At 68.9% G+C, this 14,194-nt stretch carries 14 protein-coding genes; 9 read left to right on the forward strand and 5 right to left on the reverse strand.

Translation table 11 applies throughout. The features are described 5' to 3' along the window. Positions 1–91: 91 nt before the first annotated feature. A complete protein-coding gene (locus ACQP1O_RS03810; RefSeq protein ID WP_433567572.1) occupies positions 92–1,084 on the forward strand; it encodes an alpha/beta hydrolase in 993 nt (330 codons plus the stop codon). A 131-nt stretch (positions 1,085–1,215) separates the two neighbouring features. Continuing rightward, positions 1,216–2,466, forward strand: coding sequence for an Nramp family divalent metal transporter (locus tag ACQP1O_RS03815; protein WP_433564518.1), 1,251 nt, complete (start codon positions 1,216–1,218; stop codon positions 2,464–2,466). A 9-nt stretch (positions 2,467–2,475) separates the two neighbouring features. On the opposite strand, the gene ACQP1O_RS03820 is transcribed toward ACQP1O_RS03815, so the two are convergent. Further along, positions 2,476–3,318 (reverse strand): enoyl-CoA hydratase-related protein, encoded by an 843-nt coding sequence (locus ACQP1O_RS03820; RefSeq protein WP_433564519.1) that lies wholly within the window; start codon positions 3,316–3,318, stop codon positions 2,476–2,478. A gap of 128 nt (positions 3,319–3,446) precedes the next feature. Here ACQP1O_RS03820 and ACQP1O_RS03825 point away from each other — a divergent pair, with 128 nt between their 5' ends. Then, positions 3,447–4,697 (forward strand): TetR/AcrR family transcriptional regulator, encoded by a 1,251-nt coding sequence (locus ACQP1O_RS03825; RefSeq protein WP_433564520.1) that lies wholly within the window; start codon positions 3,447–3,449, stop codon positions 4,695–4,697. Positions 4,698–4,722: 25 nt separating this feature from the next. Here the strand turns inward: ACQP1O_RS03825 and ACQP1O_RS03830 are convergent, their stop codons facing one another. Beyond that, entirely contained in the window at positions 4,723–6,204 is a 1,482-nt protein-coding gene (locus tag ACQP1O_RS03830) for an aldehyde dehydrogenase family protein (RefSeq protein WP_433564521.1), read from the reverse strand. Between the two features lie 331 nt (positions 6,205–6,535). Between ACQP1O_RS03830 and ACQP1O_RS03835 the strand changes: the two genes are divergently transcribed. The 4 genes from ACQP1O_RS03835 (at position 6,536) to ACQP1O_RS03850 (ending at position 10,301) form a co-directional block, all read left to right on the forward strand. Beyond that, on the forward strand, positions 6,536–7,534 hold the full coding sequence (locus ACQP1O_RS03835) for an ATP-binding cassette domain-containing protein (RefSeq protein WP_433564522.1): 999 nt from the start codon (positions 6,536–6,538) through the stop codon (positions 7,532–7,534). Continuing rightward, positions 7,531–8,343 carry an ABC transporter permease gene (locus ACQP1O_RS03840; RefSeq protein ID WP_433564523.1) on the forward strand — a complete coding sequence of 271 codons (813 nt, stop codon included), beginning with the start codon at positions 7,531–7,533 and terminating at the stop codon, positions 8,341–8,343. Before ACQP1O_RS03835 ends, ACQP1O_RS03840 begins: the two co-directional genes overlap by 4 nt. Then, on the forward strand, positions 8,340–9,203 hold the full coding sequence (locus tag ACQP1O_RS03845) for an ABC transporter permease (RefSeq protein WP_433564524.1): 864 nt from the start codon (positions 8,340–8,342) through the stop codon (positions 9,201–9,203). Before ACQP1O_RS03840 ends, ACQP1O_RS03845 begins: the two co-directional genes overlap by 4 nt. Positions 9,204–9,272: 69 nt before the next feature. Next, a complete protein-coding gene (locus tag ACQP1O_RS03850; protein WP_433564525.1) occupies positions 9,273–10,301 on the forward strand; it encodes an SDR family oxidoreductase in 1,029 nt (342 codons plus the stop codon). Between the two features lie 21 nt (positions 10,302–10,322). Here the strand turns inward: ACQP1O_RS03850 and ACQP1O_RS03855 are convergent, their stop codons facing one another. Further along, positions 10,323–11,555, reverse strand: coding sequence for a lycopene cyclase family protein (locus ACQP1O_RS03855; RefSeq protein WP_433564526.1), 1,233 nt, complete (start codon positions 11,553–11,555; stop codon positions 10,323–10,325). A gap of 170 nt (positions 11,556–11,725) precedes the next feature. On the opposite strand from ACQP1O_RS03855, the gene ACQP1O_RS03860 reads away from it, so the two are divergent. Next, positions 11,726–12,049 (forward strand): hypothetical protein, encoded by a 324-nt coding sequence (locus ACQP1O_RS03860; protein ID WP_433564527.1) that lies wholly within the window; start codon positions 11,726–11,728, stop codon positions 12,047–12,049. 78 nt (positions 12,050–12,127) lie between these two features. On the opposite strand, the gene ACQP1O_RS03865 is transcribed toward ACQP1O_RS03860, so the two are convergent. Continuing rightward, positions 12,128–12,712, reverse strand: coding sequence for a DUF5666 domain-containing protein (locus ACQP1O_RS03865; protein ID WP_433564528.1), 585 nt, complete (start codon positions 12,710–12,712; stop codon positions 12,128–12,130). A gap of 73 nt (positions 12,713–12,785) precedes the next feature. Then, positions 12,786–13,262 carry a hotdog fold domain-containing protein gene (locus ACQP1O_RS03870; RefSeq protein WP_433564529.1) on the reverse strand — a complete coding sequence of 159 codons (477 nt, stop codon included), beginning with the start codon at positions 13,260–13,262 and terminating at the stop codon, positions 12,786–12,788. Positions 13,263–13,474: 212 nt separating this feature from the next. Between ACQP1O_RS03870 and ACQP1O_RS03875 the strand changes: the two genes are divergently transcribed. Then, positions 13,475–13,906, forward strand: a complete 432-nt coding sequence (locus tag ACQP1O_RS03875) for a hypothetical protein (RefSeq protein WP_433564530.1) — start codon at positions 13,475–13,477, stop codon at positions 13,904–13,906. Positions 13,907–14,194 lie beyond the last annotated feature (288 nt).

A 14,194-nucleotide genomic window follows, 5' to 3' on the forward strand; every position in this document is an offset into this window, starting at 1 on the left:
CGAAACATTGATTCGTCGACATGTCCGGAACGGGCGGCGCGGGCTGCGAGCCGCGGCCTTTCTTGCTGCCACAGCGGTTCTCACCGGTCTGATGACCGGCGTCGGTGGCGGCACCGCCTCCGCTGACCCGATCATCGACGGCAAGAAGCTGCTGGCCGATCCGGTCTCGGCGGATGGTTCGAAGATCACCAAGGCCGAGATGAAGGACGACCGGAACATCCGGCTCTACGTCTACTCAGCGGCCATGGGCGCCACCTACCCGGTCGACGTGCAGCGGCCCGCGGACGCCTCGGTGCCGCGCCCGACCCTGTACCTGCTCAATGGCGCGGGCGGCGGTCAGGACGACGCCTCCTGGGTCAAGAAGACCAATATCGTCAATGGCTTCCTGGGCGACAAGAACGTCAATGTCGTGCAGCCCATCGGCGGCAAGTGGTCCTACTACCAGGACTGGGACAACGACGATCCGGTCCTCGGCCGCAACAAGTGGACCACCTTCTTCAGCGAGGAACTGCCCCCGCTGATCGACGCCGCCCTCGGCACCAACGGCGTCAACGCCATTGCCGGCATCTCCACCTCCGGCACCACCGTGCTCACCCTGGCCGAGGCCAAGCCGGACCTGTACAAGTCCGTCGCCGCCTACTCCGGCTGTGCCCAGATGGCCGACCCGCAGGGCCAGGAGTTCATGCGCCTGACCGTCGAGACCTGGGGCGGCGGCAAGCTCGAAAACATGTACGGCCCGGCGGATTCGCCCGAGTGGGCCCAGCACGATCCGGTCATCAATGCCGACAAGCTGCGCGGCATCAACCTGTACATCTCCTCCGGTAGCGGTCTGCCCGGCGTGTACGACACCCTCAACGGCCCGTACGCGCTGCCCGGCGCCTACGGCCTGGCCAACCAGATCATCATCGGCGGCGTGATCGAGGCCGGCACCAACTTCTGTAGCCACAACCTGGCGAACAAGCTGAACTCGCTGGGCATCCCGGCCACCTACAACTTCCGGGCCACCGGCACCCACTCGTGGGGCTACTGGAACGACGAGTTCATCAACTCGTGGCCGATCCTCGCCCAGGGCCTCGGCATCTGACCGAAAGTCCACGCGGACAAGGCAGGACAGCCCGGCACCGACAAGGTGCCGGGCTGTTGCGCGTTATGGCTGTGGTCACAGCTTGGTAGGAAGGGCTAAACAAAAAGTTCGGGTACCCGTAAACTCGGTGTGTGAGTACCAGCTTGGCCTATCAGCGCAGCCCGTTCCAGCGAGCGCGATCGGCCGCGGTGCTATTGGGCCCGGCCTTCGTCGCCGCCATCGCGTATGTCGATCCGGGCAATGTCGCCTCCAATATCAGCGCCGGTGCGCAGTACGGCTACCTGCTGGTGTGGGTGGTGGTCATGGCCAATGTGATGGCCGGGCTGGTCCAGTTCCTGTCCGCGAAACTCGGCCTGGTGACGGGCAAGTCGCTGCCGGAGGTGGTGCGGGAGAAGTCCGGCCGTCCGGTGCGGCTCGCGTACTGGGCGCAGGCCGAGACCGTGGCGGTGGCCACCGATCTCGCCGAGGTGGTGGGCGGGGCGATCGCGCTGAACCTGCTGTTCGGACTGCCGCTCATGATCGGCGGCATCATCACCGGCATCGTGTCGATGATCCTGCTGCTGGTCCAGAATCTCCGCGGGCAGCAGCCCTTCGAGCGCGTCATCACCGGCCTGCTCGGCATCATCGCGATCGGATTCCTTGCCTCCCTGGTGTTCTCGCCGCCGTCGGCCTCGGAAACCGTGGGTGGCCTGGTGCCCCGCTTCGACGGCTCCGGCAGCGTGCTGCTGGCCGCGGCCATGATCGGTGCGACCGTCATGCCGCACGTGGTCTACCTGCACTCCGGCATGGCCCGCGACCGGCACGGGCATCCGGAGGTGGGCGCCTCGCGGAACCGGTTGCTGCGCATCACCCGGTACGACGTCGGCCTGGCCATGCTGCTGGCGGGCACCGTGAACCTGGCCATGCTGCTGATGGCGGCCAGCACGCTGCGCGGCCGCGACGGGGTGGACACCATCGAGGGCGCGCACGCCGCGGTCCAGCAGGTGCTCGGCCCGGTGGCCGGGCTGTTGCTCGCGGTCGGCCTGCTCGCCTCGGGCCTGGCGTCCACGTCGGTAGGGGCCTATGCGGGGGCCATGATCATGCAGGGCCTGCTGGACCGGCACATTCCCCTGGCCGTGCGCCGCGTGATCACGCTGATACCCGCCCTGGTGGTGCTCGCGCTGGGCATCGATCCCACTCGCGCCCTGATCATTTCGCAGGTGGTGCTGTCGTTCGGCATTCCGTTCGCGCTCATCCCGCTGGTGCGCTTGACCAGCGATGCCGGGCTCATGGGCGCGAACGTCAACCACCGCGTCACCACCGGCCTGGCCTGGCTGGTGGCCGCGGTCATCACCGCCCTGAACGTGGTGCTGATCTACCTGACCGTCGTCGGAAAAGGCTGACGCGCCGCGCTATTCGGCGAAGACCGCCCGGCGCTTCTGCAGCATGGCGGCCGCGCCCTCGGCGAAATCGGCCGAGCCGAGCAGTTCGCACTGGCCGGCCTTCTCGGCGGCCAGGGCGGCGTCCAGCGACGTCAGCGCCGCCGCATTGAGGGCGCGCTTGGTGAGCTCCAGGGCGCGGCGCGGACCGTGCGCGAGCTTGGCGACCGCCGCCTCCACCTTGGCATCGAGCTCCTCGTCGCCGTACACGCCCGTGATCAGGCTGTGCTCCACCGCCTTTCGTGCCGGGAGCCGCTCGCCGAGCAGCGCCATCTCCGCGGCCAGCGGGCGACCGGCCGCGGCCGCCACCAGGGCCGCCGCGCCGCCGTCGGGCATCAGGCCGATATTGATGAAGGCCAGCAGCAGGTAGGCGTCCTCGGAGGCGTAGGCCAGATCGGCGGCCAGCGCGAAGGCCACGCCCACCCCGGCGGCCGCGCCCTTGACCCGGGCGATGACCGGCACGGGGGAGTCGACGATCGCTTTGATCATCCGGTTGGCCACGTCCATGGTCATCTCGGGCGTGATGCCGCGTTCCTTCTCGCCCGGGGCGGCGGCCAGATCCGCGCCGGTGCAGAAGTCGCCGCCCGCTCCGGTCAGTACGATGACCCGCACGGCCGGATCCGTCGAGGCCGCGAGCACGGTATCGCCCAACCCGGCCATGGTGTCGTAGCTGAGCGCGTTCTTGCGCTTGGGGTTGGTGATGGTGATGCGCAGGACCCGCCCGTCCTGAACCGCGGTGTACCCCGGCGTGGTCGCGATGTGGCCACCCGTCGCCCCACCACCGCTGACGGAATCGCTGCGCGATGCGGCATCCATGTGCGCTCCCCGGATATATATGCGGCGGCAATGCCGCAGACTGTGTTCGGCTTTGCGAATTGTGGTTAACTTAGGGGGGTTCGTCCGGCACTGTCAACAGCCGGTGTTCGTCGAGAAGGAGAAACTGTATGGTCGCCGATCGCAGCGAGGCAACCCTCGCTTCCGCGCGACCGGACAGCGCCACCGGGCCATCCGACAGCGAACCCGGGCCCCGCCGCCGCCCCAAGAACCGCAAGGCCCAAATCGTGCGGGTAGCGGCCCGGGCGTTCGCCGAACGCGGCTACCACCCGGTCGGGGTGGACGAGATCGCGGCCGAGGTCGGCATCTCCGGTCCGGCACTGTACCGCCACTTCACCAATAAATACGCGCTGCTGGTGGCCGCCGCGGAAATGGGCGCACAGCAATTGCTGGACGCCGCCAAGGCCGCCGACCATCCCGAGCTGGAACCGGAACCGCGACTCACCGCGCTGATCCGCGGCATTGCCGAGTACACCATCGATGTGCGCCGCGAGGGCGGGCTGTACCGGTGGGAGCGCCGCTACCTGGAACGCGCGGACCGCGACCGCATCCGGGTCATCTACAACGAACTGCGCGCCACCCTGGCCGCCGCGATCGCCGAGCTGTACCCCGACGCGGACACCGCCGACATCGAGCTGCGCGCGGCCGCGGTACTCAGCGCCATCGGCTCCATCACCGCGCACCGCACCGCCCTGTCCACCACCCGCCTGGTCAACCTGATCACCGAGATCTGCTGGGACCTGCTGCGCTGCGACCTGCCACCCGCGCCCGCCCCGGACACCGGCGACACGCTGGTGCGCGGCCTGCCCGTCATCTCCAAGCGCGAGCAGCTGCTCACCGAGGCCATCCGCATCTTCGGGCGGCAGGGCTACCACGAGGCCAGCATCGAGGAGATCGGCGCCGCCGCCGGCATCAACGCCTCCAGCGTCTACCGCTACTTCGCCAGCAAGGCCGACCTGCTGGCCGCCGCCTTCCACCGCACCGGCGAACGGGTCGCCATCGGCAACAACGAGGCGCTGGCCGAGGCCACCAGCCGCGCCGACGCGGCCGTGCGGATCGCCGACCGGTTCTCCCGCATGACCTTCGCCATGCCCGAGATCCTGCCGGTCTACTTCTCCGAATTCTCCAATCTGCCCGCCTCGGAACAGCATCGGCTGCGCTCGGTGCAGCGGCAGAACGTGCTCGAATGGGCCAACCTGCTCGAGGGCGATCAGGTCGAGGCGCGCTTCCGGGTGCACGCGGCCATCGCCCAGGTCATCGATGTGGGCCGCCGTATCCGCTTCGACGGGCGGCCCGAGAACCTGGCCCGGGTGAGCGCGCTCATGCGCGCCGTGCTGCTGGGCGTGCCCGCCGCCGAATAGCCTCCGGCGGCAGCCACTTCCACCGTCAGACCCGGTGCCGCATCCGGAACAACGCGCGGGCCACCCGGAGACGACGCGGATGCTTCTCGAAGGTGCCCGAGGTGATCTGGTCCGGCGGATGCTTCTCGGTGATCGTCTGCGGCCGCGCGAATTCCCGCAGCGTGCGCGGATCGCGAATGCGGCCGGGCCCGTTGACCCCGTAGACCGGGGCCGCGTTGACCGTGATGAGCTCGCTGCGCAGCCGGGCCGCGAAGTCCGGGACGCTGCGGGTGTCACGCGTGAAAACCGAGACGGCGCGCGGCCTTTCGGCGGCATTCACCCGATCGGCAGCCTCGTCCATGGTGGACACCCGATTCACCACCAGCACCGGCCCGACGGCGTCCCCGGTGACCGCGGTGCTCACCTCGGGCACCTCGGTGAGCACGATCGGCTCGATATACGGTTCGCGGATCGACTCCAGACTCCCGACCACCAGCCGCGCACCCCGGGTGACGGCATCGCGCACCTGGCGGCGCACCACGTCGATCTGGGCGTCCAGGATCATCGGTCCGTAGGAGGCGCGGCGATCCGCGCCGGGGCGTAGCCGCCGGGCCTGATCGGCCACCAGCTCCAGGAACGGTTCGTACACCGAGTCGGCCACGTACACGCACTGCACGCCCGCGGGCTGCTGACCGGAATTGGCCATGGCGCCGTACACCGCGGCCGCCGCGGCGGTATCGAGCTTGGCGTCGACCTGGACCACCATCGACCCGCGTCCCCCCTGCTCGACGAGCAGGGGGGTGGACGCCTGCGCGGCCAGCGTGGCCACCTCCCGCGCCCCCGCGCCGGATCCGGCATAGGCCAGCTTGTCCACGCGGGCGCGGCACAGGGCGGCGGCGGTGCCGCTGTCGCCGGTGACCACCTGCAGCACAGGCTGATTCGGGGCGAGGTGGTTCCAGGTGTCGGCGAGCCAGGCGCCCACACCGGGGGTCAGCTCACTGGGTTTGAACACCACCGCATTGCCCGAGGCCATCGCGCCGGCGATCGAATTCATCGGTGTCAGAACGGGATTCTGCCAGGGGCCGAGCACGCCGACCACGCCCAGCGGCAGGTAGCCGACGGTGCCGGCGGCCTCGCGGCGCAGTGCGGTGCCCAGCCGGGTGGTGCGGCCCAGCGTCTTCTCCGCATGCCGCGCAACCCAATCCAGGTGTTCCACCGCCAGCGTCACCTCGATGGCGGCGTCGATGCGCGGCTTGCCGGTCTCGCTGCTGATCAGCTCGACCAGATCGCGGGTGCCGCGGGCCAGGCTGCGTTTCCAGTCCAGCAGCCAGCGTTTGCGCGCGTCGAATCCCAGTGCCGCCCACCATTGTTCGGCACTGCGTGCCGAGCGGACGGTGCGGGTGAGCTCGCCCGCGCCCATGCTGGCGTATTCGCCGACGACCTCCCCGGTCCGTGGGTCGAAGGACGTCAGCACCTTGGATCGGCGCGCGCCGGCGCGCCCTGTTGCCGGCTGCGCCGACTCGGCCATGGTCAACCTCTCGTGGCCTGTGAATGTCTCTCCCCGCCAACGCCAGACTATGGTTCGAGTCGCAGATGCGACAAGGTAGCGAAATTGCCGCATACCGGCCGGTCTGCGCCTGGATCAGCAGCTATGCCGGAACCCTCCGGTTTGTGACCAAGCGCACAGTTTGGAGAATGCTGCTTCCACAAAGAAACGGCCTTGTTTGGGATGCGCCGGTAACATCACGCCCGGCGGTGTGGATCATCCCGGCGGGCGGTAACGACCTATCCTCGCGGGATGTGCGATCCGCCGCACAGGGCGACATCGTTCAGCCCGACCAGTCGATAGTGGAGAGTTGATGCCCAGCTTGGACAGACCGCAACCCGGAGCACCCGATGATCCGGCCGTTTTCGTCGAAGACGTCCGCAAGTCCTTCGGCGAGGTGCACGCGCTGCAGGGGATCAGCTTCACCGCCGCCCGTGGACAGGTCCTCGGCATTCTCGGCCCCAACGGGGCGGGCAAGACCACCACGGTCAAGATCCTGTCCACTCTGCTGCGTCCCGACTCCGGCATCGCCCGCATCGCCGGGCACGATGTGCGCTCGGACCCCGCCGCAGTGCGCCGATCGATCATGATGACCGGCCAGTACGCGGCCCTCGACGAGAACCTCTCCGGTCGCGAGAACCTCGAGCTCTTCGGCCGCCTGATGGGCCTGCCCCGCAAGGCCGCCCGGCAGCGCGCCGACAATCTGCTCGAGGAATTCGACCTGACGGGTGCCGGCCGCCGCGCGGTGCGTCACTACTCCGGCGGCATGCGCCGCCGCGTCGACATCGCCTGCGGCCTGGTGGTCCGGCCCGAGGTGGTGTTCCTCGACGAACCCACCACCGGCCTGGACCCGCGCTCGCGGCAAGGCGTCTGGGACCTCGTCACCGCGCTCAAGAACCAGGGCATCACCGTCCTGCTGACCACCCAGTACCTCGAAGAGGCCGACGTGCTCAGCGACAACATCATCGTCATCGACAAGGGCACCGTCATCGCCGAGGGCACCGCCGACGCCCTCAAGGAGAAGACCGGCGGCAGCTACTGCGAGGTCGTGCCGCTGGATCCCAAGCAGCTCACCACCGCCGCCGACGCGCTCGGGGACCTGGTGCCCGAGGCGGTGCGCGCGGAAATCGATGGCGGCGACCGGCTTTCGATCCCGGCCCCGGATGGCGCGGACACCCTGTCGGAGGCGCTGCGCCGGCTCGACAGCGCCGGGGTGCGACTCGCCGACATCGGGCTGCGCCGCCCCTCGCTCGACGACGTGTTCCTCACCCTCACCGGGCACTCCGGGACCAAGGAGGCGGAGGAATCGTGACGGCAGTGGAAAGCGAACGCGCCGCCGACCTCTTCGCCGGCGTACCCCCGGCCCGGCCCAACAGCTTCGCGCAGTGGCGGGCGCTGACCGGACGCGTCGTGTGGGTGATGGCCACCAAGGGCGAACTGATCGTCGCGGTGATCATCCCGCTGGTCTTCACCCTCGGCTTCTACCTGCCGCTGAAATTCGTCATGCAGGTCAAGGGCATTCACTACGAGCAGTTCGTGATGCCGATCATCGTGCTGCAGACCATGTCCTTCACCATGATGTCGAACGCGCAGCTGGCCGCGTTCGAGGCCATGACCGGACTCAACACCCGCATGCAGACCATGCCCATCGGCAAGATGGTGCCGCTTGTGTCGCGGCAGTCCGCGGGCTTCGTGCGGTCGGTGGTGTCGCTCGTCGCGGCGCTGGGCTGGGGCCACATGATCGGCTTCCGGTTCGTCGCCGGGTGGGGTCAGGCCGTGCTGTTCTGCGTGTTCTCGCTCGCGGTCGGCACCGTGCTGGCCATCGGCGCGGACGGGCTCGGGTCGCTGACCAAGAGCCCCGAATCCCTCAGCCAGGCGCTGACTTTGCCGACGCTCATCTTCGGCATGCTGTCCTGCGGGTTCGTGCCCGAGGCCGGATTCCCGGCGTGGGTGCGGCCGTTCGTGCGCAATCAGCCCATCTCGCAGTTCTCCTTCGCGCTGCGGGACATGGCCGACCACGGGGTGACGTGGCAGGTGTTCTGGGTGCCACTGGTGTGGCTGGTCGGCGCGGCGGTCGTCTTCACGCCGTTCGCGGTCTGGGCGAGTGTGAGGCGGTCATGAGTACGACGACCACGGCAGAAGTGGCGGAACAGGATTCGTGGGCGGGGCATCAGCCGCTGCCGACGGTGAAACCGCGCTCCGAGCGCACGCTCGCGATCTGGGTGGAACAGAGCTTCATCCAATGTAAGCGGTTGCTCATCGGCTGGATGCGTGATCCCTCCACCACCATTCAGACGCTCGTGTTCCCCGCGGCCACGCTGATCATGTTTCGGATCGTGCTGGGCGACTCCATCGAACAGGCCACCGGCATGCCCGCCATCTACGGCTTCGTGCCGATGGTCATGCTGGTGGCGGCCATGTCCGGATCCATCGTGAGCGCGCTCGGCTTCAAGGCGGAGAAGGCCACCGGACTGCTCGGGCGGTTCTACACCATGCCGATCCACCGCGCCGCCGGACTCACCGGACGATTGCTGGCCGAGGCCGTGCGCGTGCTGATCACCTCGCTGTTCGTGCTGGCGGTCGGCCTCGCGCTGGGCTTCCGGTTCTGGTACGGGCCCGCGGCTTCGATTGCCATGCTGGCCATTCCGATCCTGTTCGCCATCGGGTTCGCGGTCCTGGTGACGGCGCTGGCCACGCTCACCGAGGGCGTCATGCTGGTGGCGGTCGTCGGCATCGTGCAGACGCTGCTGATGTTCTTCAACTCCGGCTTCGTGCCGGTGTTCGCCTACCCGGTGTGGCTGCAGAAGACGGTCGAGAACCAGCCCATGAGCACCGCCATCGACGCCATGCGCGGACTGTCCTACGACGGTCCGATCGCGACACCGCTGTGGAAGACCGTGGCGTGGTCGGTCGGCATGATCGTGGTGTTCGCCTACCCCGCGGTCCGCGGGTACCGGCGGGCGGCCGAGACCGGAGCCTAGACACGCCCGACCGTTTCCCCGGGGCCGCACCGGAGTTCGAGTGACGTACATCACGTTAAGGTGGGCGCCATGAATTACCTGGTTACCGGGGCAACCGGGTTCATCGGTCGATTTCTGCTTCCCGAACTTCTGAAACGCGGCGCGGACGTCCACGTCCTGGTGCGACCGGGCGAAGACTCCGTGTTGCGTTTCAACCGCTGCCTACGGGACTGGGGCGCCTCCGACCGGGTGCGCCCGGTGCGCGGCGACCTCGGCGCGCCCGGGCTCGGCATCGACGCGGGCTGGATTGCGGCGCACCGCGGTTCGATCGACCATGTCTTCCACCTGGCCGCCGGCTTCGACACCCGCGGCGCGGGCGGCGGTACCCGGCGGGTCGCCGAACTCGCGGCGGCGCTGGAAGCCGGACGGCTGCATCATGTTTCGACGGTGCGCGTCGCCGGGGCCTGGGAGGGCCTGTTCACCGAGGACATGACCGACGTCGGGCAGCTGCTGCCCACCTACTACCAGCGGGCCATGCTGCGGGCCGAACAGGACGTGCGCGAGCAGACCGCGGTGCCGTGGCGGATCTACCGCCCCGCCATCGTGATCGGCCATTCCCGCACCGGCGAGATCGACCGCATCGACGGCCCCTATTACTTCTTCCGGCTGCTGCGGATGGCCGCGCAGCTGCCCCGCATCCTGCCCGTGATCGCGCCCGAACTCGGCGAAACCAATCTGGTGCCGGTCGATTTCGTGGCCCGCGCCCTCGACCACATCGCGCACCGGCCCGGCGACACACCCGCCACCTATCACCTGGTGGATCCGCGCGAGCAGAGCGTCGCCGACGTTTTCAACCTCGTCGCCGACGAGGCCGGGGCGCCGCACCTGATCCAGGTCATGCCCAAGCAGACCCTCGACCTCACCCTGCGCGTGCCCGGCATGGGCTGGGTGTTGCGCCAGGTCGGCATCCCCATGGACGTCATCGAGGACACCGAACTGTCCTGCCGCTTCGACTCCCGCCACACCGAGGCCGCGCTCGCCGGCACCGATATCAAGGTGCCGCCACTGGCCGCCTACGCCGCGGTCGTCTGGAAGTACTGGATCGAGAACTGGGTCTGAGCCCTACCTCGGTCCGGCGTGCTACTGCGCGGTGTCCCCGGGTAGCAGATCCTCCCGGGGTAGCAGTAGGTCGTCCAGAGGGCGCGGGCGGCCGTAATCCCAACCCACCCAGCGGTTCCGGTTCCCCCAGCCGACCAGGTCGTAGCGCCAGCGGAACGGCCGGGTGGTGCCGACCGTCATGAACAATGCCGTACCCAGCGCCGAGTAGTCGGCGTGCGCCGACAGCAGCGCGCGCTGCTGCCGGGGCGGGCGGGTGAAGAACGCGTCGAACATGGCGATGGACTGGGCGGTCGTCAGCCGCCCCAGGCCGTACACGCCCCGCATGCGCATCCAATAGACCAGGCGCGCCTGCCACGGCCACAGCGCCTCGACCGGATCGTCGCCGCGGCGCACCGCGGCCAGGGCGGTATCCACCAGCGCCAGCGAATCCGCCACGCAGTAACCGGTGATCGGATGCATCATGCCGCCGCGCGAGCCGAACGGAATCACCCGGCCGCGACCGGCTTTCGGGGGCAGCTCGTCGAGCGGATAGTGGGCGGCCTCGGTCGGCTCGTCACCGCGCAGCCGAATCCCGTGCGCCGCCAGCCGATTCAGGGTGCGCCGCCGCAGCTCGTGCTGCGGCATGCCGCCGCGCAGGCCCAGGCTGGTCTCCTCGAAGATCACCGTGCCGTCCCCGAGCGGCACCGAGTACAGGAACGACGGCGGCTCGTCCGGGCCCGCGCCGTTCTCGTCGCGCCAGTCCAGCAGCAGGCCCTCACCGGCGGTCACCATCGGGGCCGCGGTGTCCTCGTCCACGAAGATGCCGTGTGCGCTGGCGGTGCGCCGCGTGCCCGGCGCGGCCTGGCCGCGGGTGTCGAACACGGTGGCGGCGCGCACCTCGGTACCGTCGGCCAGCTCCACCCGGTGCGCCTCCACCGTGCGTGCGCGGCCCGCGATGACCGTCGCGTCGTCCAGCGGCAGCGCGTCGAACAGACCCTGCTTGGACAGCACGCAGTAGGGCCGGGGAATCCGGTGCTCGGTGGTGGTCCACACCGCGGGCGCCTCGATGCGGCTGGCAATCGCACCGTGCCCCAGCCACTCCGGCAGCTCGTCCACCCAGCACGAGAACGTCGGCGCCCACAGCCGTGTCGGCCGCGGATCCACCGCGACCACCCGCATACCCGCCGCCATGGCGCGATGCGCCAGCGCCCGCCCTGTGGGACCGAGCCCCACCACGCACACGTCGGCAGCCCCGCCGACCTCACGGCCACTCATATCCGCATTCAAACAGCCGCGTCCCGCCCCCGCCAGGCCGACTCCGACTTCGCACCCCCGCGCCGTGCGGCCGAATCCTCGCCGCGCGCCACCCTTCGGCGGTTATTGCCGCTTGCTATCGTGCCTGCCGTGGGCGACCGGCGGATGCGATGCGGTGGGGGAGAGGCGGAATGAAGACCGGCGAGCGGTACTGGTGGGTGCCGCCGACCGCGTCGTCGGTGCTGTTCGGGTTCGGCCTGCCCCTCTACTTCGCGCTCTTCGTGCTCAGCGGGTTCGCCACCGACTCGTGCAACGGCCGCGACTCCTGCCCCGATACCTTCGGCCACCTCGACGACGCGCAGCAGTTGCTGCTGTTCGGGCTGCTCGCGGTGACCACGCAATGGGTGGTCGCCTACTGGGCGCCGTGGGCGGTGCGGATCGTGCTGGCGGTGGCGCCGATCGGGCTGGGTCTCGCGGCCCTGGTCATGCTGATCAGTACCCCGGTCGGTGCATAGCCGGACCGGGGAGGGTGGCAAGTCCATTGCGGCACAACGGACTTGCCGGCCATCGAACATGCGGTGCGATGGAGCGGCTCACTCGGCCGGCGTCGATGACGGTGCCGCGGGCGGGGTAGCGCCGGATGTGGCCGACGGGGTAGCGCCGGATGTGGCCGGCGGGGTAGCGCCGGGTGTGGCCGGCGGGGTGGCGCCGGGCGAATTCGGCGGCGTCCCATTCATATCGGCGTGCTCGCGGGCGTGAGCGATGCGGGTCGCGGCAATGGTGCCGTTGGATTCCTGACCCTGCACCATGATCTGATCGCCGACCGCGAACTGCGCGGCGGTCTCGCTCTTCGCCCGGGTGCCGAATTCCGTGGTGGAGGAGATGGTCACGTTCTCGGTGCTGCCGTCCTGCTTGGTGATCACCCAGGATCCGGAGTCCTCGCTGGTGATCTTGCCGCCGACGCCCCGGCCGCTCTGGCCGTCGCCGTGATGTCCGCCGGGCCCCTGCTGTTGATTGCCGCCGCCAGCGGAGTTGTGATCGCTGGACCCGCAGGCGGCCAGGCTCAGCGTGGCCGCCAGGGCCAGCGCCGCGCCGGCCACGGCGAGGGCGACACGACCGGGCCGGCGTCGTCCCGGAAGGGGGTGGGAACTGTCTGCGGCGGGAATTGAATCTGTCATGGCCGCAACGCTATTGATGGTAGCTGTGAGGTTCCTCGGCGTCGGCTGGTGAGTCGCTTCCAGGTGGTTGTGACTACTTCGGCGTCACCCAGGTGGTGATGTCGGCGTGCACGACCTCCAGGCCCGAGCGGTCGAAGATCGACACCGGCACCACCAGATCCCGCCCCTCGGTGATCTGCGAGAAATCCGGAACCTCCGGCAACTTCGCGACCGCCCGCAGTCCCGAGTTCGCCTTCGCCAGATACTGCACGTTCATCGCCTTGGGGATCCACCGGTGCGTCTCCGGCACCGTCGCCTCCGACAGCATGCCCATCGCCACCTCGGCCAGGTTGCAGGCCGCGATCGCGTGGAACGTCCCCAGATGATTGTGAATCCCGAACCACTTGGGTGCGGTCACCTCGCACAGCCCCGGTTCCAGCCGCACCACGCTCGGCAGCACGGTCCCGAAATACGGCACCCGCGCCACCATCCCGAGCGAGAACAACGTGTGCCCGATCCAATTGTCGGGAAGCTTCTTCCACCCGCGATATGTAGCGGTCTCTTTGGCCATGCCCGTATCTTACTCAAAAGTAAGTTCTGTGGAAGCGTCTCTCGCGTTCAGCTCTCGTACTCCCGCGAATAGGTCATCGAATCGGTAGGCGGCTTGCCTCGACGCGCGAGACCGGCTGGTTGCTTGTTATCTGGATTGGCCGCGCCGGAGGTGCGGCTGGGAGCCGACGCCACACGGGTCGGCTATCGGGGAAATCAGGAGTTCTCGAAATCATGCGTATTCGCACCGCGGTGGCCACCGTTGGCATCGCACTCGCGGGGGCGGCCCTCGCCACCACCGCATCCGCCGGTTCGGCCGCGGCCTTCACGCCGTACATCAATCCGGGCGGCGGCATCTACGTCGGCGTGGACCTCGACCACGACGAGACCGTGGCCCTGTCCAACACCTGGATCCCGGCGGCGATCGACCAGATCAACAGGGCCCACAACCGGATCGCCCTCGACCCGTACTACTCGGAGATTCCGATGGTCGACGGCAAGATGTACGGCAACCTGACCCAGGTCGTCGCCGAGGCCGCCGACACGCCTGGCGGCCAGGTCGGCCTGGCCCTGACCGACCCCGCCGTGCATCACGGTGGCAACTTCCTGTTGATTCAGGACCTCGGCGGCTGGGACTACTACCTCCAGTACCTCCGCAACCGCTGAGATGTGAAATGGCCGGTGCGAGATCACAGTTCCGCACCGGCCATCGCGCTCTCCGGGCCGGGCGGCTCGACCCGGTGTGACCAGGGCCATCGAGTCCGGGGTGGGGGAGGGGGCGATTTGAAGTGGGCTGGGGACTCGAGGCATACTGTTCGGGTTGCCCACACCGGGTTGCGTCTTTTCCGTTGGATCGGCGCTGGTGATGGGTGAGCAAGACCCAATTTTGCACCCCGCTGGATTGCGGCGTGGGTGCGTCCGGAACAATGTTCCGAGGCTTACAGGATTTTGGTC

The sequence above is a fragment of the Nocardia sp. CA-151230 genome, from assembly GCF_050942175.1.
Taxonomy (GTDB): Bacteria; Actinomycetota; Actinomycetes; order Mycobacteriales; family Mycobacteriaceae; genus Nocardia.